At 74.5% G+C, this 19,620-nt stretch carries 10 protein-coding genes; 5 read left to right on the forward strand and 5 right to left on the reverse strand.

Annotation, left to right across the window (positions count from 1 at the left end):
* Positions 1-28: 28 nt before the first annotated feature.
* The gene (locus ACFI33_RS09775; protein ID WP_152743529.1) at positions 29-2,758 is read right to left on the reverse strand and encodes a bifunctional acetate--CoA ligase family protein/GNAT family N-acetyltransferase; all 2,730 of its coding nucleotides are present in this window, start codon (positions 2,756-2,758) and stop codon (positions 29-31) included.
* Positions 2,759-2,806: 48 nt separating this feature from the next.
* Between ACFI33_RS09775 and ACFI33_RS09780 the strand changes: the two genes are divergently transcribed.
* The gene (locus tag ACFI33_RS09780; protein WP_363931798.1) at positions 2,807-5,413 is read left to right on the forward strand and encodes a DNA gyrase/topoisomerase IV subunit A; all 2,607 of its coding nucleotides are present in this window, start codon (positions 2,807-2,809) and stop codon (positions 5,411-5,413) included.
* 9 nt (positions 5,414-5,422) lie between these two features.
* On the opposite strand, the gene cydC is transcribed toward ACFI33_RS09780, so the two are convergent.
* From cydC to ACFI33_RS09795, 3 genes are read right to left on the reverse strand one after another with little or no spacing between them, the layout of a single operon-like run.
* Positions 5,423-8,938 carry a thiol reductant ABC exporter subunit CydC gene (gene cydC / locus ACFI33_RS09785; RefSeq protein WP_148408292.1) on the reverse strand — a complete coding sequence of 1,172 codons (3,516 nt, stop codon included), beginning with the start codon at positions 8,936-8,938 and terminating at the stop codon, positions 5,423-5,425.
* The gene (gene cydB / locus ACFI33_RS09790) at positions 8,935-9,957 is read right to left on the reverse strand and encodes a cytochrome d ubiquinol oxidase subunit II (RefSeq protein ID WP_036314110.1); all 1,023 of its coding nucleotides are present in this window, start codon (positions 9,955-9,957) and stop codon (positions 8,935-8,937) included. Before cydB ends, cydC begins: the two co-directional genes overlap by 4 nt.
* Positions 9,958-9,984: 27 nt before the next feature.
* Entirely contained in the window at positions 9,985-11,559 is a 1,575-nt protein-coding gene (locus tag ACFI33_RS09795; protein ID WP_148408304.1) for a cytochrome ubiquinol oxidase subunit I, read from the reverse strand.
* A gap of 270 nt (positions 11,560-11,829) precedes the next feature.
* Here ACFI33_RS09795 and ACFI33_RS09800 point away from each other — a divergent pair, with 270 nt between their 5' ends.
* The 3 genes from ACFI33_RS09800 to ACFI33_RS09810 are packed head-to-tail and all read left to right on the forward strand — an operon-like array spanning position 11,830 to position 16,874.
* Positions 11,830-12,861, forward strand: coding sequence for a 3-oxoacyl-ACP synthase III (locus ACFI33_RS09800; RefSeq protein ID WP_036336991.1), 1,032 nt, complete (start codon positions 11,830-11,832; stop codon positions 12,859-12,861).
* 18 nt (positions 12,862-12,879) lie between these two features.
* A complete protein-coding gene (locus tag ACFI33_RS09805; RefSeq protein ID WP_462623976.1) occupies positions 12,880-15,804 on the forward strand; it encodes an alpha/beta fold hydrolase in 2,925 nt (974 codons plus the stop codon).
* Positions 15,801-16,874 (forward strand): NAD-dependent epimerase/dehydratase family protein, encoded by a 1,074-nt coding sequence (locus ACFI33_RS09810; RefSeq protein WP_462623977.1) that lies wholly within the window; start codon positions 15,801-15,803, stop codon positions 16,872-16,874. Before ACFI33_RS09805 ends, ACFI33_RS09810 begins: the two co-directional genes overlap by 4 nt.
* Positions 16,875-16,998: 124 nt before the next feature.
* Here ACFI33_RS09810 and ACFI33_RS09815 read toward each other — a convergent pair whose 3' ends face one another.
* Positions 16,999-19,104: a DNA gyrase/topoisomerase IV subunit B gene (locus ACFI33_RS09815; protein ID WP_060973527.1), complete on the reverse strand. Its 2,106-nt coding sequence runs from the start codon at positions 19,102-19,104 to the stop codon at positions 16,999-17,001.
* 252 nt (positions 19,105-19,356) lie between these two features.
* On the opposite strand from ACFI33_RS09815, the gene ACFI33_RS09820 reads away from it, so the two are divergent.
* Entirely contained in the window at positions 19,357-19,566 is a 210-nt protein-coding gene (locus ACFI33_RS09820; protein ID WP_002858172.1) for a DUF7455 domain-containing protein, read from the forward strand.
* Positions 19,567-19,620 lie beyond the last annotated feature (54 nt).

Below are 19,620 nucleotides of genomic sequence, written 5' to 3' on the forward strand. Positions count from 1 at the left end.
CCGTCCGGGCCCGCTGTGGGCAGCCCGGTCAGCGGCCGCGCAGCGCGCGCCGGGCCGAGTCGGTGCGGCGGGCCGCGTTGGCGACGTGCACCTCGGCCTGCAGCACCGTCACGCCTTCGGGGGCGGCCAGCACGGGCGCGAAGCGCAGGCGGGCGACCTGTGGCAGGTCGTCCTTGAGGACGCTGACGCGGCCCACGAGGTCCTCGAGCGCGGCGAGGTCGACGGGGGGCACCCCGCCGGTGCCGCGCAGCTTCACGGCGGCGCGGGGGGCGCGGACCATGCGGGCCACGTCCCGGTCCGTGAGCGGGGGCACGCGGTGCACCCAGTCCCCCAGCAGGTCCGTGGCGTCGCCGGCGATGCCGAAGGAGACCACGGGGCCCAGCAGCGGGTCCTCGAGCGCCGTGAGCATGCAGGCCTGCCCGGCGGGGGCCATGGCCTGGACCTCGAGCTCGCGCACGCCGAACGGCGCGAGCAGACGGCGCATGTGCTCGACGTTGCGGCGCAGGGAGTCGGCGTCCACCACGTTCAGGCGGACGCCGCCCAGGTCGAGTCGGTGCCGCAGGTGGGGGTCCACGGCCTTGAGTGCCACGGGGAATCCGAGCCGCTCGGCGGCCGCCACGGCCTCGTCGGCGGTCTCGAACCGGGCCGAGGGCAGCACGGTGATCCCGTAGTGGCCCAGCAGCGTCTCGGTCTCCTCGTCGGAGAGCCGGACGAGCTCGGTGCCCTCGGCGCGCGCGGCGGCCGCCTCCACGAGCTCCTCGGCCTCGTGCGGGTGCACGCCGGTCGGCTCGAGCGGCTCGCCGACCTCCTGGCGGCGCCAGTGGACGTAGTCCGCGAGAGCGCCGAGCACGGTCATGGCCTGCTGCGGCGACGGGTAGAAGGGCAGGCCGGGCTGCAGGGAGCCGGGCTCGGCGTCGTCGTCGACGGGCCCGGCGGCGCCGAGCGTGGCGCCGCGGTAGCGCGGGGAGACGACGTCGGTCAGGCAGCCGAGCACGGGGATGCGGGCGTCCCGGGTCGCGTCGGCGAGGGCGTGGGCCAGCCGCTCCGGCTCGTCGTCCGCCTGGTGCAGGCCGAGGCGGGCCAGCACCACGACGGCGTCGGCCTGCTCGTGGCGGACGGCGTCCCGGACGGCGGAGACCAGCGCCTCGGCGGGCGGGGCGATGCCCTGCTCGCTGCCGACGAGGCCGACGGTGGCCGTGACCTCCAGACCGGCCTCGGCCGCGGCGTCGCGGCCCACCCGGTCCAGGGCGAGCGAGTCGGCGACGAGCACGACGCGGTGGCCCGTGGGCAATGGCTGGCTGGCCACGGCCATGAGGATGTCGAGCATGGCCTCGTGCGTGTGGGCCTCGAGCACGCCGGTCTGGTCGAGCATCGAGTCCACGGTGCCCTCGGGGGCCTGGGTGGTGCGGGTCTCGTGACCCGGGGGCAGGAAGCGCCCGGTGACGTCGGAGCGGACCACCACGACGGGCTTGGTGCGGGAGAGCCGCCGGGCGATGCGGGAGAACTTGCGCGGGTTGCCGAACGATTCCAGGTACACGCCGACGGCGGCGGTGTGGGGGTCCGCCTCGAAGAACTGCATGGCGTCGTTGCCCGAGACGTCCGCCCGGTTGCCGGCGCTGATCGAGGTGGAGATCCCCACCCCGCGGCGCTTGACGCCGGCGGAGACCATGGCGCCGACGGCGCCGGACTGGCTGAACAGGCCGACGGGGCCGCGTTGGGCCAGGCCCGGGGACGGGGAGGCGTTGAGGCGGATCGCGGGGTCGGTGCGGACCAGACCGGTGGAGGCCGGGCCGATCACGCGCATGCCGTGGGCGCGGGCGAGGGAGACCAGGCTGCGCTGGGCATCGAGTCCCTCGGCGCCGGCGTCGGCGTAGCCCGAGGTGAGGACGACGAGCCCCTGGGCCCCGGCCGCGGCGGCCTCGGGGATGAGGGCCTCGACCTCGTCGGCGGGCACGGCGACGACGACGAGGTCGACCGGCTCGCCGATGTCGGCCAGGGAGCGGTGGGCGGTGAGGCCCTGGACGTCCTCGGCGGCGCGGTTCACGGCGTGGACGGTGCCCGTGAAGCCCGCCTCGAGGACGTGGCGCAGCACGAGCGAGCCGACGGCCTGCGGATCGCGGGAGGCGCCGACCACGGCCACGGAGGCGGGCTCGACCAGTTCGGCGACGCTGCGGGACTCGGCCCGGTGCTCGCGGGACTCGACGACGGCGCGCCACCGGGCGGTGGGATCGATGGGGAACTCGACGGCCACGACGCCGTCCTCGAACCGGCGGGTCACCTCGAAGCCAGACTCCTGGAACACCGAGAGCATCTTGCGGTTCTCGGGCAGGACCTCGGCGGTGAAGCGGCGGATGCCGTTCTCGCGGGCGGCCGCGGCCAGGTGCTCCATGAGGATGGAGCCCAGTCCGCGGCCCTGCGCGGCGTCGGAGATGTTGAAGGCGACCTCCGCGGCGTCGGAGTCCCCGTACCGGTCGTAGCGGCCCACGCCGAGCAGGCGGCCGCCGCGGGTGATCACGAACGCCACCCGGTCCCGGTGGTCCACGTGGGTGAACCGGTCCAGGTCCTTGGCGCTCAGCTCGGACTTGTACGTGAAGTAGCGCAGGTAGATGGAGTTCTCGGACTGCCCGGCATGCATGCGCTGCAGCTCGGCGGCGTCCTCGGGCGAGATGGGCCGCAGGTGGGCCGTGGCGCCGTCACGGAGCACCACATCGGCCTCCCAATGGGAGGGATATCCGCGGTCGGCTTCAGTCTCACCCATAGGATCACTGTAGACAATCCCCGACGCCGTGAGGACTCCCCGACCACCATGATGGCCCGTTCATCCCGTTCCCGCCCCGCCGAGCAGGACGCCCCGCGCCCGCTGCCGCTGGAGCAGGAGAACATCGTCGACGTCGACGTCTCCGAGGAGATGGAGGCGTCCTTCCTCGAGTACGCCTACTCGGTGATCTACTCGCGCGCCCTGCCGGACGCCCGCGACGGCCTCAAGCCGGTGCAGCGGCGCATCCTCTACATGATGTCCCGCATGGGCCTGCGCCCGGACCGCGGCCACGTGAAGTCCGCCCGTGTGGTGGGCGAGGTGATGGGCAAGCTGCACCCCCACGGCGACGCGGCGATCTACGACGCGATGGTCCGCCTCGCCCAGCCGTTCTCCCTGCGCCTGCCCGTGGTGGACGGGCACGGCAACTTCGGCTCGCTCGACGACGGCCCCGCGGCTCCGCGCTACACGGAGGCCCGCATGGCCCCGGCCGCCCTGGCGCTCACCGCGGACCTCGACGAGGGCACCGTGGACTTCGTCCCCAACTACGACAACCAGCTTCAGCAGCCGGCCGTGCTGCCCGCCGCCTACCCCAACCTGCTCGTCAACGGCACCACCGGCATCGCCGTCGGCATGGCCACGAACATGGCTCCGCACAACCTGCGCGAGGTCGTGGCGGGCGCGCGCCACCTGCTCGCGGACCCCGAGGCGGACCTCGAGGCGATCATGGCCCACATCCCCGGCCCCGACCTGCCCTCGGGCGGCCGGATCGTGGGGCTCGACGGCGTCCGCGACGCCTACGCGACCGGCCGCGGCACGTTCCGCATGCGGGCCGCCGTCGCCGTGGAGCAGGTCTCCCCGCGTCGCACCGGCCTGGTCGTCACCGAGCTGCCGTACGGCGTGGGCCCCGAGAAGGTCATCGAGCGGATCAAGGCCGGTGTCGACGCGAAGAAGCTCAGCGGCATCGCCGACGTCGTGGACCTGACGGACCGCAAGAACGGGCTGCGCCTGCAGATCGAGCTCAAGTCCGGGTTCAACCCCCAGGCCGTGCTGGCCGCCCTGTACCGGCACACCCCGCTCGAGGAGACGTTCGGGATCAACAACGTCGCGCTCGTCGACGGCCAGCCGCAGACCCTGGGCCTGCTGCCCCTGTTGCGGGTCTACGTGGACCACCGTCTGGACGTGGTGCGGCGCCGCACCGGGCACCGCCTCGGCAAGCACCGCGACCGTCTCCACCTCGTCGAGGGCCTGCTGCTGGCGCTCGTGGACATCGACGAGGTCATCGAGATCATCCGTTCCTCGGACGACACCGCGGCCGCGCGCACCCGCCTCATGGGCGTCTTCGACCTCACCCAGGTGCAGGCCGACCACATCCTGGAGCTGCGGCTGCGCCAGCTGACGAGATTCTCCCGCATCGAGCTGGAGGCCGAGCGCGACGAGCTGCAGGCCGCGATCGCCGAGCTCGAGGCGATCCTCGCCTCCGACGCGCGGCTGCGTGAGGTGGTCTCGGCCGAGCTGCAGGCCGTGGCCGACGAGCACGGCGACGACCGGCGCACGGTCCTGCTCGAGGCCGAGACCGCCGCGGCCCCCGCCGCCGGGCCCGCGCCGTCCGGGCCGACCCCCGCCGGCGCCGCGGAGGCCGGGGTGGACCTGATGGTCCCGGACACGGCGTGCTGGGCCCTGCTCTCCACCTCCGGACGCCTGCTGCGCACCGCGGACCGCACGCCGATCGCCCCGCAGGGCCGGCGCCGCAAACACGACGCCTTCACCTCCGTGGTCCCGACGACGGCCCGCGGCGAGATCGGGGCCCTCACCTCCGCCGGCGCGCTGCACCGCCTCCAGACGGTCGACCTGCCGGTGGCCGGCGAGCCGTCCGCGGCCCCGGCGATGACCGCGGCCCTCCCCGCCGCGGACCTGGTGCCCCTGGCCAAGGGCGAGACGCTCGTGGCCCTGGTCCCCCTGGACACCGTCATGGCACTGGGCACCGCCCACGGGGTCGTCAAGCGCGTCCGGCCGGAGTGGCCCCTGAACCGCCAGGTCGTCGACGCCGTCGCCCTGAAGGACGGCGACGCGGTGGTCGGCGCCGCCCCCGCCCCGGACGAGGCCGACCAGCTCGTCTTCCTCACCCGCACGGGCCAGCTGCTGCGCTACGCCGCCTCCGCCGTGCGCCCCCAGGGCCCGGCCGGCGGCGGTGTCGCGGGCATCCGGCTGGCCGCCGGGGACACGGTGCTCGCGTTCGGGGTGGCCCCCGCCGCCTCCATCACCGAGACCGGTGCGGACGCCGCGGCCCACCCGCGGCCCGCCGTCGTGGTGACCGTGACGGACGGCGAGGCGGACGTGCTCGGCTCGGCCCCGGGCTCCGTCAAGGTCACGCCGCTCGGTGAGTATCCGGCCAAGGGCCGCGGCACCGGCGGCGTGCGCGCCCACCGGCTGCTCAAGGGCGAGAGCGGCCTCGTGCTCGGCTGGATCGGCGCCGCGCCCGCGCTCGCCGCCTCCCGGGCCGGCGTGGCCCGCGCGCTGCCGATCGAATACGGGCGCCGGGACGGCTCGGGCGTGCCCGTGGACCAGCGCATCGATGCCGTCGGCGCCGGCGCCTCCCCCGAACTCGTCTCGGCCCCGCCCGCCGAGGACGACGCCGTGGCCGTGTCCGCGGACTGATCAGGGGCCTCAGCAGCCGACCCGCACAGGGACGTCCCCGTCCTCAAGCAGCCTACCGTCATGGGTGACGGCCACGACGATCCTGTCCATCAGGGCCTGGCGCAGATCCGTCATGAGAGCGCGTGCCTCGTCGGCGTCCACGTGTGCGGTCGGCTCGTCCAGCAGCACGACATCGGCGCGGGCCACGAGAGCCCGGGCCACGGCCAGGCGTTGACGCTGCCCGCCTGAGAGCCGCTGCCCGCCTGGGCCGACGCGCGTGTCCAGGCCCTGCGGTGCGGCGGCCAGCCACGGGCCCAGTCCCACCAGCTCGAGCGCGGCGGTGAGCTCTGCGTCGGACGGGGCGTCCGCGACGCCGCGGGCCAGGGCGAGGTTGCCGCGCACCGTGGAGTCGAAGATCAGGGCGTCCTGCGGGGTCCAGGCGACCCGGGCCAGCGCCGTCACGTCCGGGCGGACCGGGTCCGGCTGGGGCGTCGGGGGCACGGTCTCAAGCGTGTACCGGCCGGCGGTCAGGGGCAGGAAGCCCAGCAGCACGGCCAGCAGGGTCGACTTCCCGGACCCGGAGGGCCCGGTGACGACGGCGACGTCCCCGGGGGCCAGGTCGAGCTCCAGGTCGGTCCACAGCGGCGGCGCACCGGGGTGGGCGAAGGCGGCCTCCGCCAGGCGCATGCGGCACACCCGTGCCTCCGGCTCTGCGGCCTCCGCCGGCTCAGGCGGCGCCGCGGCAGCTCCGCCCTCCTCCGGGCCGAGCAGCTCGCCGGTCGCCCGCGCCCGATCCGCCAGGGTGCCCCAGTGCTGGGCGGCGGCGGCCAGCGCCCCATAGGGCTCGGCCCAGGAGAGTGCGAGCAGCACCACCAGGGCCGCGACCGGCGCTGAGGTGCCGGTGTGGGCCGCCGCGGCCGCCGCGGCCACCGCGATCCCCCCGGAGGCCGCGACCGCCAGCGCCCGGCCCCCGCCGGCGGCCCACGCGGCCCGGCGGCGGGGACGCTGCAGCCGGTCGTCCAGCACCGCCAGTCCCCTCAGCGCAGGCTCGGTCAGCCCCAGCCCGCGCAGGTCCCCGGCCGCGTTCAGCACGGCGGCCACACGGTCGACGAGCGCGCCCTGCCCTCGCACCTGGGCCGCGGTCTGGCGGCGGTCCAGGACGGCGACCAGCGAGGGGATCACCACCAGGGCGACCGCCCCGGGCACCAGGGCCACGACCGCCAGCTCCGGGGCCAACGCCCAGGTCAGGGCGGCGGTGGCCAGCCAGGCGAGCAGGGCCGCCGGGGCAGGCACGAGCACCCGGGGCACCGCGTCCCGAAAGGCGTCCACGTCCGAGACCAGCAGGGACAGGGCGCCGTCGGTCCGGCCCACCCGCCCCCACAGCCGGGGTTGACGGCCCAGCGCGTCCCACAGGCGCAGCCGCAGCTCCGTGGCCCAGCCGAACACGGCGTCGTGGGTGGTCAGCCGGTCCAGGTAGCGGAACACGGCCCGGGACAGGCCGAACCCGCGCACGAGCACGATCACGGCCAGCAGGTAGAGCACCGGCGGCCGCGTCGAGGCGGTGACGATCAGCCAGCCGGACAGTGCCGCCAGCAGTGCCGCGGACACGTGGGTCCCGGCGGCCCAGCCGATGCCGGCCCAGAGCTTCGGTTGCCGCCACGGCAGCAGCCGCAGTCCGGCCCGCAGCGAGACCCGTCGCGGGGTGACCGGCTCCGGCCGCGCACGCCCCTGGACGGCGGCGACCGGCACAGCCGTGGCCGGGGATCCGGCGGTCGGACCGGCGCCGGGGGTCAGCCGGACGATGACGTCGGCGGCCCTCAGCAGGGTGGGATCGTGGGAGGCGGCCAGCACGGTGCACTGCGGGGTGCTCAGCCCGGGCACCGCACCGGAGGGCAGGGCCGCGAGGGTCTCGGCGACGACGGCGGCCGCGGCGCCGTCCAGGTGGGCGGTGGGCTCGTCCAGGAGCACGAGCCACGGGCCAGTCCCGTCCGCGGCGTGCAGGCGGGCCAGGAGGCGGGCGACCGCGACCCGCCGGCGCTCCCCCGGGCTCAGATCGGCCGGGTCCCGCTCCTGGAGACCCTCGAGCGCCACGGCGGCCAGCACGGCGGAGCGAACGGGACCGGGCAGCGCACCCCCGGCGGCCAGGTCCAGTTCGCCGGCGACCGTGCGCTCGGTCAGCACGGGGTGCTGCCCGATCCAGAGGGTGCGTTCCGGGTCGACGCCGGCGACCCGGCCGGTGGCCTCGGCGGCGTCCTGGCGCAGCAGGCCGGCCAGCAGACGCAGGACGGTGGACTTGCCGGTGCCGGAGGGTCCGGCCAGCGCGGTCAGGCGCCCCGGGAGCGCGGTGAGGTCGAGGCCCTCGAGCACCTGCCGTCCGGCCAGCCGGACGCTCAGGTCCTGCACCAGGACGCTGCCGTCCCGGTCCGGTCCGGAGGCCGGCCCGAGCGTCTCGAGCACGGGGGCCGGGACGGGGGCGTCGGCCGCGGCCCGGGCGCGGTACTCGGCCTCCCGGCCGTCCTCGGAGGCGTGGAAGGCCGCGCCGACCTCCCGCAGCGGCAGGTAGACCTCGGCGGCGAGGATGAGGACCACCAGGCCGTCGAGAAGCGCCATCTGCCCGTTCACCAGGCGCAGTCCGATGAACACCGCCATGACAGCCACGGACAGGGAGGCGATCAGCTCGAGGGCGAGACCCGAGAGGAATGCGGTGCGCAGCGTGACCATCGTGGCCGCGTGGTGCCGCTGGGAGACCTCCTGCAGAGCGCGGCGCTGGACGCCGGCCCGGTGGAGTCCGACGAGCACCGGCAGGCCGCGGGCGAGCTCCAGCAGGTGCCCGGCCAGCCGGTCGAGCCCGTCCTGGGCGGCATCGATGCGCTCCTGGGTGTGGCGGCCCACCAGGATCATGAACAGGGGAACCAGGGGCAGGGTGATGGCGGCCACCACGGCGGAGACGAGGTCGTGGGTGAGGATCCACACGCCCAGGGCCGCCGGGACCACGGCGGTGGCGGCCAGCGCGGGCAGGGCTTCGGTGTAGTGGTCGTCCAGGCTCTTGAGGCCGTGGGTGACCAGGACGGCATCGGCGCCGGAACGGGGGCGTCCGCCGTCGGCGGCGGCCAGCCGTTGGGCGACGACGGCGGCCCGCACCTGCTGCTGGGCCCCCAGCGCGGCGCGGCGGCCCACCACGCGCTGCCCCGCCTCCGCCAGGGCACGCAGGGCCACCCCGGCCGCCCCGAGCAGCACGGGGCCGCTCAGGGTCTGCGCGGCGGGCACAGGGCCCACGGGGGCCGGCGGGTGGAACAGCAGGTCCAGCAGCCGGGCGGAGTCCTCGGGGTCCAGGGTCATCGCCAGGCCGGTGATCAGCCGGGCCAGGGATTCGGCGAGCAGGATCCAGCCGATCGCGCGCAGTACGGCGAGGGCCAGCAGGGCCGGCAGGGCCCGACGTGCGGCCGGGGTCATCGGGGGCCGGGCCCGACGGATCGGGCCCGGAGGCGGCCCGGCCGCCGAGGCGGAGCGCTCGACGGCCGGGGCGGCGGGGCGGCTGGGGCTCACAGAGGCTCCACCAGGTGGGCCTCCGGGATGTGGGTGTCGGCCAGACGGCGGCGGAACATCCAGTAGGACCACCCCGTGTAGGCCAGCACGATGGGCACGAAGATCAGGGAGATCACGGCCATCAGGCCCAGGGTGTACGGGCCGGAGGAGGCCAGCTGAGCGGTGAGGCTGAACTGCGGGTCCACCGTGGAGGGCAGCACGACCGGGTACTGGGTGACCATGATCGCCGTCCACGCCAGCACCAGAACCAGCGTCAGGGACGTGAAGGCCAGGCCCTCGCGGCCGGCCCGGGCGGCCACCACCGACGCGGCCACCGCCACGACGGCCAGCACCAGCAGCGCCCAGGTCCACGGGCGGTCGCCGCGGGCCACCACGAGCCCTGCCCAGACCAGCAGCGGCAGCACGGCCAGCGGGGTCCACGTGGACAGGAAGCGGGCGGCCGACCGGCGGGGGGCGCCGTCGGTCTTCAGGCCGATGAACGCCCACGCCTGCGCCAGGGAGAAGCCGACCACGGCCAGACCACCGAGCAGCGCCGGGCCGGTCACCCACACGAAGGGGCCGCCCACCCGGTCCCCGTTGGCGTCCAGCGGCAGGCCGGTCGTCGTCAGCACGAGCAGCACGCCGGCCATGAAGGCCGCCAGGAACGAGCCGATGCCCAGGGTCCAGGTCCAGATCTCCCGGCCGGCGTCGGTGGCGGCCTTGCCGCGGTACTCGATGGACACCGCCCGCAGGATCAGACCGAACAGCATCACGAGCATCGGCAGGTACAGGGTGGAGAACACCGCCGCGTACCAGAACGGGAAGGCCGCGAACATGGCTCCGACGGCGGTGATCAGCCACACCTCGTTGCCCTCCCAGACGGGGCCGATGATGTTCAGCAGCACCCGGCGCCGTGGCTCGTCCCGTGCCCAGAAGCGCACGAGCATGCCGACCCCGAGGTCGAAGCCCTCGAGGGCCAGGTAGCCGAGCCAGAGCACGGCGATGATGACGTACCAGTAGACGGGAAGGACCTCAGCCATGGTCGTGCTGTCCTCTCTGCGAGCGGGTCAGTAGGCGAACGCGAGCACGTCGTCGCGGTCGCGCTTCTGTTCATCGGAGTGCTCGGCGGCGGTGAGCTCCGGCATGGCGGCCGGGACGCCGCCGCGGACGAACCGGGTCAGCAGGAAGACCTCGACGCCCAGCAGCACCGCGTAGATCCCGACCAGGACGATCAGGGACACGAGGACCTCTTCACCCGTGACCCCGGGCGAGACGGCCGCGGCGGTGAACATGTACACCTGATCCACGCCCATCGCCGGGTTCGGGTACACCACGAACGGCTGCCGGCCCATCTCGGTGAACACCCAGCCGGTCATGTTCGCCGCGAACGGCGCCCCGATCGAGGCCACGGCCAGGCGCATCCAGCCACGGGAGGCCGGGACGGTGCCGCGGCGGGAGAACCACAGCGCGCCCAGTGCCGCGAGCGCGCCGAGTCCGCCGAAGAGGATCATGAGCCGGAATCCCCAGTAGGTGACCTCCATCAGCGGCAGATAGGAGATCTCGCTGCCGGCGCGGTCGCCGTAGAGCTCGGAGTCGGGCAGGTGCGTGCCGTACTTCTGCTCGAACTCCGGCAGCAGGGTGTTGATGCCGCGCACCGGCGTGGTGAAGTCCTCGTACGCGAGGTAGGAGAGCAGGCCCGGCACCTCGATCACACCGCGGACGTCCTCGCAGGTGGTCGCTCCACCCGAGCGCACATCGCCGAGGGTGAGCACGGAGAACGCGGTGCCGTCCTGGCAGGCGGCCTCCGCGGAGGCCATCTTGGTGGGCTGGAAGTGGATCATCTGCTGGGCCTGGGCGTGGCCGGAGAATGCGGTGCCGACGAAGCCGATCAGGGCGACGGCCGCCCCGGCGCGCAGCGAGGTGAGCCAGACGCGGTGGTCGGTGCGGTCCCGGGCGGCGGTGCCGGCGTCGCCGACGACGACCCGGCCCGCCTCGTCCACGACGTCGATGCCGTCCCGGCGGCGCTTCCACAGGTGGTACCAGGCGATCCCCACGAGGAAGCCGCCGGCCACGGCCCAGGAACCGAAGATGGTGTGCGGGTAGTGGGTGAGGACGATCGGGTTGGTCAGCACGGCGCCGAGGTCGTTGAGCACCGGGCGGCCGTCGACGACCTCATAGCCCACCGGGTGCTGCATGAAGCCGTTGGCCACCATGATGAAGTAGGCCGAGAGGTTGATCCCCAGCACCGCGCACCACAGGGCGGCCAGGTGGAGTCTGCGCGGGATCCGGTCCCAGCCGAAGATCCAGATGCCCAGGAACACCGATTCCAGGAAGAACGCGATGAGCGCCTCGAGGGCCAGCGGCGCCCCGAAGACGTCCCCGACGAACCGGGAGTACTCCGACCAGGCCATGCCGAACTGGAACTCCTGCACCAGCCCGGTGGCCACGCCCATGATGAAGTTGATCAGGAACAACTTTCCCCAGAACTTCGTCATCCGCAGGTAGTGATCCTTGCCCGTGGCGACCCAGAGGGTCTGCAGGACGGCGACGACGAGGCCGAGGCCGATGGTCAGCGGGACCATGAGGAAGTGGTAGACGGTGGTGATGCCGAACTGCCACCGTGCGAGTTCGAGGGGATCCACGAGGCTGCGCTCCTGAGACAGGCGTTCGAACGCGACAACGCGGTCGCTGGATACCACCACCCTAGCAGTCGGACGTCGTGACATCGCCGGACGGCGCCGGGCCGACAACGCCCTGACCGTGTCCGCGAACTGGCCCGGCCGAGGCGACCCTGTTCGCCTCGGGCCGATCGACGCCCCCGACGGGCGCCCCGCCCGACCCCTCCGATACAGTGGGCTGTCGTCTCACCGCAGGTGAGCGCCCCCTCCCCCGACCCCCGCAGATTGGTCCTGGTGACGAACGTGTCCGGCAACGCCAGCTACGAGTACTCCCGCGCCGCCCTCCTGGCGGTCACCGAGGTGGAGGCCCCCGTCGAAGTCACCTCGCAGGACCTCGACGACCAGCTGGCGGACGTGCTCACCCGACTGCGCCTGCCCGGCTCCCTCCTGGAACGGGTGGCCGGTGTGCGCAGCCGACGGAACTGGGACGAGACCGAGGACTTCCAGGAGGCCGCCGCCCGCGCCGGCGTCGCGGCCCTGGAGCAGGCCGGCGTCCCCCGGGAGCGGGTGGGCCTGCTCGTGAACACCTCGGTCACCCGGGCCACGCTCGAGCCCTCTGTGGCCGTGCGGGTCCACCACCTCATGGGGCTGCCGACCTCCGCGACCAACTTCGACATCACGAACGCGTGCCTCGGGTTCGTCAACGGCCTCATGCTCGCCTCCACGCTCGTGGACGCCGGCCAGATCGACTACGCGGTCGTGGTCGCCGCCGAGGACGCCTCGAAGGTGCAGGCCGCCACCGTGGCCAACCTGCACGCCGAGACCACGCACCGCGGCAACTTCATGGAGCAGTTCGCGTCCCTGACGCTGGGCTCCGGGGCCGCCGCCGCCGTCGTCGGCCGCATCGAGGACCATCCGGACGCCCACCGGATCGTCCGCGGGATCACCCGCGCCGGCACCGACCACCACGGCCTGTGCGTGGGCGACCACCACGGCATGTACACCGACTCCACCGCCCTGCTCAAGGACGGTCTCGAGCTCGTGATGGACGCGTGGCACGACGTCCCGGCGGAGTGGGCCTGGCCGGAGGCCGACAGGTTCATCACCCACCAGGTCTCGCAGATGCACACCGACGCGATCGCGGAGTCCGCCCACCTGGACCCGGCGCGCATCCCGACGACGTTCCCCACGCTGGGCAACGTCGGCCCGGCGTCGCTGCCCATCACCCTCGTGCGGGAGATGGACACCCTGGAGGACGGGGACACGGTGGTCTGCCTGGGCGTGGGCTCGGGCCTGAACACCGCGATGCTCGAGATCGAATGGTGAGCTGAAGGAGCCAGAGCCATGCCCCAGATCCCCGCCGCCCCCGCCGCCCTGCCGCCGGCCGACCGACTGCCCGGCTGGGACCCAGCGTGGTCCCGCCTCGTGGAGATCCGCTCCGCCGCGGACCCGGAGGGGACCGTGCGGACGCTGCACGTGGCGGACACCGGTCCCGTGCTCGCGGCGGCCGGGGCGGAGATCGTCGGCACGATCGTCGCGGTGCACGGCAACCCGACGTGGTCCTGGCTGTGGCGGTCCCTGCTCGCCGAGACGGTGCGCCGGGCACGCCGGGGCATGGCCGCGTGGCGCGTCGTGGCGCCGGACCAGCTGGACATGGGCTTCTCCGAGCGCCTCGCGCACACGGGCTCCCCGTCCGCCGCGTCGATGGGCCGCGCCGACGACACCTACCGCACGCTGGGCGGCCGCATCGCCGACCTGGACGCCCTGCTCGCGGCTCTCGGGCTGCGCGACCTGGCGGCCACCGGCCACCCGCTGATCACGCTCGGCCACGACTGGGGCGGCGTCGTGTCCCTCGGCTGGGCGGCGCGTCATCCGGAGCTGGTGGCCGGCGTCGCGACCCTGAACACCGCGGTCCACCAGCCCGAGGGGGCGCCGATCCCCGCCCCGCTGCAGGCCGCCCTCGCCGGGCCCGTCCTGCCGGCCTCCACCGTCACCACGGACGCCTTCCTCTCCGTGACGACCTCCCTCGCCACCCCGGCCCTCGACCGCGAGACCCGGGCCGCCTACCACCTGCCCTACGACACGGCGGCCCGACGCGGCGGCGTCGGCGGCTTCGTCGCGGACATCCCGGCCGACCCCGGCCACGGCAGCCATCCCGAACTGCAGCGGGTGGGCGAGGACCTCGCCGCCCTGGGCCGCACCGACGTGCCCGCCCTCATCCTGTGGGGCGCCGACGACCCGGTCTTCCTGGACCGCTACCTCGACGACCTCCGCGACCGCCTGCCCCACGCGCGCGTGCACCGCTACGAGGGGGCGGGGCACCTGCTCGTGGACGACCGCGACATCACCGCGCCCCTGCTGCAGTGGGCCCAGCTGCTGCGCGCCGGCCAGCTCTCCGACCCCGCCTCGGGGCTGCCGGGCCCCGTCCCGCACGCCACCGCCGACCCGGGCCTGGAGGTGGACCTCGGGGAGGAGCCCGGAGCCCGCGAGCCCGGCATGGTCCGGCTCTGGGACCACCTGCGCGACTGGGGTGCCCCCGGCTCGGACCACCGCGAGTACACCGCACTGGTGGACATGGCCGGCGCCCAGGCCGGCCGCTCGCTCGTGGGCACCGCCCGCCGACCCGTGGCCGTCACCTGGGGCGAGCTGCAGGAGATGGTCTCGGCCATCGCCACCGGGCTGTGGGCGGCGGGCATGCGACCGGGCGACCGGGTCGCCATGCTCGTGCCGCCGGGCCGCGACCTGTCGGCGGCCCTGTACGCCGTGCTGCGCGTGGGCGCAGTCGCCGTGGTGGCGGACCAGGGCCTCGGCGTCAAGGGCATGACCCGGGCGATGAAGTCGGCCCGCCCCCGCTGGATCATCGGCCGCACCCCCGGGCTGACGCTGGCCCGCGCCCAGTCCTGGCCGGGCACCCGGATCTCCGTGACCGAGCCGGGCGCCGCCCAGCGCCGCCTGCTCGACGTCTCCGACTCGCTCTACGCGATGGTGGACCGCCACCGCGACCCGGCCACGGGCGACGCCGTCGACGAGCACGGCACCGTGCTGCCCGAGCCCGCCCTGGACGCGGACGCCGCGGTGCTGTTCACGTCCGGCTCCACGGGCCCGGCCAAGGGCGTCGTGTACACGCACGAGCGGCTGGGCCGCCTCGTGGCGCTGATCTCCCGCACCCTGGGCATCCGCCCGGGCGGCTCCCTGCTGGCCGGCTTCGCCCCGTTCGCGCTGCTCGGACCCGCCCTCGGCGCCGCGTCCGTCTCCCCGGACATGGATGTCACCCAGCCAGCCACCCTCACCGCGCAGAAGCTGGCCGACGCCGCGATCGCCGGGCAGTCGAGCGTGCTGTTCGCCTCCCCCGCCGCCCTGGCGAACGTGGTCGCGACCGCCGACGGCCTCGACGCGCCCCGGCGCGAGGCGCTCGACGCCGTGCGTCTCGTGCTCTCGGCCGGCGCCCCCGTGCACCCGCAGCTGATGCGGCAGGTCTCGGACCTGATGCCGAACGCCCGGGTCCACACGCCGTGGGGCATGACCGAGGGTCTGCTGCTCACGGACATCGACGGCGCCGAGGTGCAGCGCCTGCGCGCCGCCGACGACGAGGGCGTCTGCGTGGGCTCCGCGCTGCCCACGGTGTCCCTGGCCATCGCGCCGCTGCTCGAGGACGGCAGCGCCGAGGACGTCATCCTCGACCCCGCGCGGGGCCACGGCGTCCTCGGCGAGATCGTGGTCAGCGCCCCCCACCTGAAGGACCGCTACGACGCGCTCTGGCACACCGACCAGCAGAGCAAGCGCGACGGGCTGTGGCGGCGGGACGGCCGGGTATGGCACCGCACCGCGGACGTCGGCCACTTCGACGCCGAGGGCCGCGTCTGGCTCGAGGGTCGGCTCCAGCACGTGATCACCACGCCCGAGGGCCCGGTCGGTCCGGGCGGGCCCGAGAAGACCGTCGACGCCCTCGGGCCGGTGCGGCGCAGCGCCGTCGTCGGCGTCGGGCCCCGGGGCACGCAGGCCGTGGTCGTCGTCGTGGAGGCGGCCGTGCCGGCCACGCGCCCGGCGCGGCGCCCGGGTCACCACCGGGACGGCCGGCCCAAGCAGGGCCTCGCCCCGACCGCGCTGGCCTCCGCCGTGCGCGCGGCCCTCGAGCCGCTGCCGGTGGCCGCGGTGCTCGTGGCCGATGAGATCCCCACGGACATCCGGCACAACTCCAAGATCGACCGCGCCCGGGTGGCCGACTGGGCGGAGGCCGTGCTCGCCGGCGGGAAGGTGGGTGCGCTGTGAGCGGCTTCGGCTACGACGTCGGCCTCGACGCCGCCGGGATGCCCGACCTCGTCGAGCGCCTCGCGTCGCGCCGCGTCCTGGTGACCGGCGCCTCGGGGCTGCTGGGTGCGGGCGTCGCCCGGGTGCTCGCCGATGCCGGCAACAACGTGACCACCCTGCAGCGGCGTCCCTCGGGCGTGCCCGGTGCGCGGGACGTGCGCGGGTCCGTGACCGACCCGGCCGCCGTCGAGGAGGCCCTGACCGGCGCGGACACCGTGGTGCACGTGGCCGCGAAGGTGTCCGTGTCCGGCCCCGAGCACGAGTACGAGGCCGTGAACGTCGAGGGCACGCGCATCCTCTTGCACGCCGCACAGCGCCACGGCGTGCGACGCTTCGTCCACGTCTCCTCCCCCTCCGTGGCGCACGCCGGCGACTCCATCGTCGGCGAGGGCGCCGGAGCCGCCAGCCCCGAGCACGCGCGCGGACCCTACGCGCGCACGAAGGCGGCCGGCGAGCGACTGGCCCTGGCCGCCGACCGCGACGACTTCCGCGTCCTGGTGCTGCGCCCCCACCTGATGTGGGGGCCCGGGGACCTGCAGCTCACCGACCGGATCGTGCAGCGCGCGCGGGCCGGGCGAATGCCCGTGCTCGGCACGGGCGCTCCCCTGGTCGACACGCTGTACACGGCCAACGCCGTCGAGGCCGTGGTGGCGGCTGTGTCCGCGGCCGACGTGCACCACGGCGAGGCCCTCGTGGTCACCAACGGCGAGCCGCGACCGGTCGGCGAGCTGATCCGCCAGATCGCGCTGGCGGGCGGCGCCGCGGAGCCCGAACGCCGCGTCCCGGCGGGCCTGGCCCGGCGCGCCGGCGCCCTGATCGAGCGGGCGTGGGAGCGGGATCTGTTCGGGCTGCGGTCCCGGGGCGTCGGCTCCGACGACGGCGAGCCGCCGCTGACCGAGTTCCTCGCCGAGCAGCTCTCGACCGCCCACTGGTTCGACCAGCGTCGCACCCGTGAGGTCCTCTCGTGGACGCCGACCGTGAGCATCGACGAGGGCCTGCACCGCGTCGCGGCGTACTACCGCGACCGCTGACGCCCGCCGCGGCCGGAACGAGCGCCCGTCCCGAGCTTTCGTTCGGGAAACGGCGCGGGTCACGCCGCTTTCGTTCGGGAAACGGCGGCGGCCGCGCCGCCGTTACCCGAACGAAAGCGGAGGGTCAGGCGTCGATGCGCGCGCGGTCCAGCTCGTCGGCGTGGGAGACGATGAAGTCCTTGCGCGGGGCCACCGCGGAACCCATGAGCAGGTCGAAGACGCGCTCGGCGGCCTCCACCTCGGCGATGTTCACGCGGCGGAGCATGCGGTGGCGCGGGTCCATGGTGGTCTCGGCCAGCTGGTCCGCGTCCATCTCGCCCAGACCCTTGTAGCGCTGGATCGGCTCGCGATACGAGCGGCCCTCCCGCTCCAGGCGGGCGAGCGTCGCGTGCAGCTCCTGCTCCGAGTACGTGTAGATGACCTCGCGTTCCTTGACGCCCCGGGTCACCGCCTCGATCCGGTGCAGCGGCGGGACGGCCGCGTACACGCGCCCGGCCTCGACCATGGGCCGCATGTAGCGGAAGAAGAGCGTCAGCAGGAGGGTGCGGATGTGGGCACCGTCCACGTCCGCGTCCGTCATCAGCACGACCTTGCCGTAGCGGGCCGCATCCAGGTCGAAGCTGCGCCCCGCACCACCCCCGACGACCTGGATCAGCGCCGCGCACTCGGCATTGGCCAGGATGTCCGAGACGGAGGCCTTCTGCACGTTCAGGATCTTGCCCCGGATCGGCAGCAGGGCCTGGAAGTCGGAGGACCGGGCCAGCTTGGCGGTGCCGAGCGCCGAGTCGCCCTCGACGATGAACAGCTCGGAGGAGGCGACGTCGTTGCTGCGGCAGTCCGCCAGCTTGGCCGGCATCGTCGAGGTCTCCAGGGCGTTCTTGCGCCGCTGGTTCTCCTTGTGGGTGCGCGCGGAGATGCGCGACTTCATCTCCGCGACGACCTTCTCCAGCAGCGTGTGCACCTGCTGCTTCTGGGCGCGGGCCGTGGAGGTGAGGCGGGCGGTCAGCTGCTTCTCCACCACCTGGGAGACGATCCGCCGCACCGCGGAGGTGCCGAGGATCTCCTTGGTCTGCCCCTCGAACTGCGGCTCGGCGAGCCGCACCGTCAGGACGGCGGTCATGCCGGCCAGCACGTCGTCCTTCTCCACCTTGTCCGACCCGGCCTTGAGCCGGCGCGCGTTGGCCTCCACCTGGGCCCGGAACACCTTCAGCAGTGCCGCCTCGAACCCGGACTGATGGGTGCCGCCCTTGGGCGTGGCGATGATGTTCACGAAGGACCGGAACACGGTGTCGTAGCCGACGTCCCAGCGCAGGGCGACGTCCACCTCGCACGTGCGCTGCACATCCTGCATGGAGGTGCGCCCGTCCTCGCCGAGCACGGGGACCCGCTCCTTGAAGGTGCCGGAGCCCTGGATCCGCCACACGTCCGTCACCGGGGTGGCGGGCGTGAGGTGCTCCACGAACTCGGAGATGCCGCCGTCGTACTGGAAGACCTCCTCGACCGGGCCGTCGGCGCCGGGCGTGCCGGGTCGGCGGCGCAGGTCCTTGACCGTGATCCGCAGGCCCGGGATCAGGTAGGCGGTCTGGCGCGCCCGCGCCTGGAGCTCCTCGGCGGAGAACGTCGCGTCCTTCACGAAGATCTGCTCGTCCGCCCAGTAGCGCACGCGCGTGCCGGTCTGCCCGCGCTTGGCCTTCCCGACGACGTCCAGCGGCGAGGCGTCCGTGGACGGCTCGAACGGGGCGTCCGGCGACGGGCGCGACCCGTCCTGGAAGCGGCCCGGCTCGCCGCGCCGGAACGACATCTGGTGGACCTTGCCGCCGCGCAGCACCTGCACGTCCAGGCGCGAGGACAGGGCATTGACCACCGACGCGCCCACGCCGTGCAGGCCACCCGAGGCGGCGTAGGAACCGCCGCCGAACTTGCCGCCGGCGTGGAGCTTGGTGAACACCACCTCGACACCGGACAGGCCGGTGCGCGGCTCCACGTCCACGGGGATGCCGCGCCCGTTGTCCTCGACCTCGACGGAGCCGTCCGGATGCAGGGTGATCTCGATCGACTGCCCGAAGCCGGCCAGAGCCTCGTCCACCGAGTTGTCGATGATCTCCCAGAGGCAGTGCATGAGGCCGCGGGAATCGGTGGAGCCGATGTACATGCCCGGCCGCTTGCGGACGGCCTCGAGCCCCTCCAGCACGGAGAGGTGGCGGGCGTTGTACTCGGTGTTCGCGGGCACGGGGCGGGCCTTTCGGTGGACGACGGCGGCCGGTCCAGCCTACTCCGCGGGCCGGACACGCCAGGGTTCGGGCCGGACGTCCCTGGGCAGCCCGGCCCGGCTGCTTGCGTACGCGGGTGGCGAAACGCGGGTGCGGGGCGGGCGCGCGGGGAAGTTCCCTGCCATCCTTGCTGTTCCATGGGACAAGAGGAGGACCGACCCGCCCCACCGGCGTCGTCGCCCTCCAGCCCCGAGAGACCCGAGGAGGACACCATGTCCATCACCGCCGTGGCCGAGCCGGCCGCCCTCACCCGTTCCGACCGCTGCGACCGCTGCGGCGCGCAGGCCTACGTCCGCGCCGTGCTGCACTCGGGCGGTGCCCTCCAGTTCTGCGCCCACCACGCCCGCGCCGTCGAGGACGCGCTGCGTCCCCAGGCCGCGCTGTGGCAGGACGAGACGGACCGCCTCACCGCCGGCGCCTGACGCGCCCGGCATGTCGAAGGGGCGGGCCCCCCCCGGGGGGCGGGCCCTGGTGAT

This window comes from Micrococcus sp. PSi08, assembly GCF_054960655.1.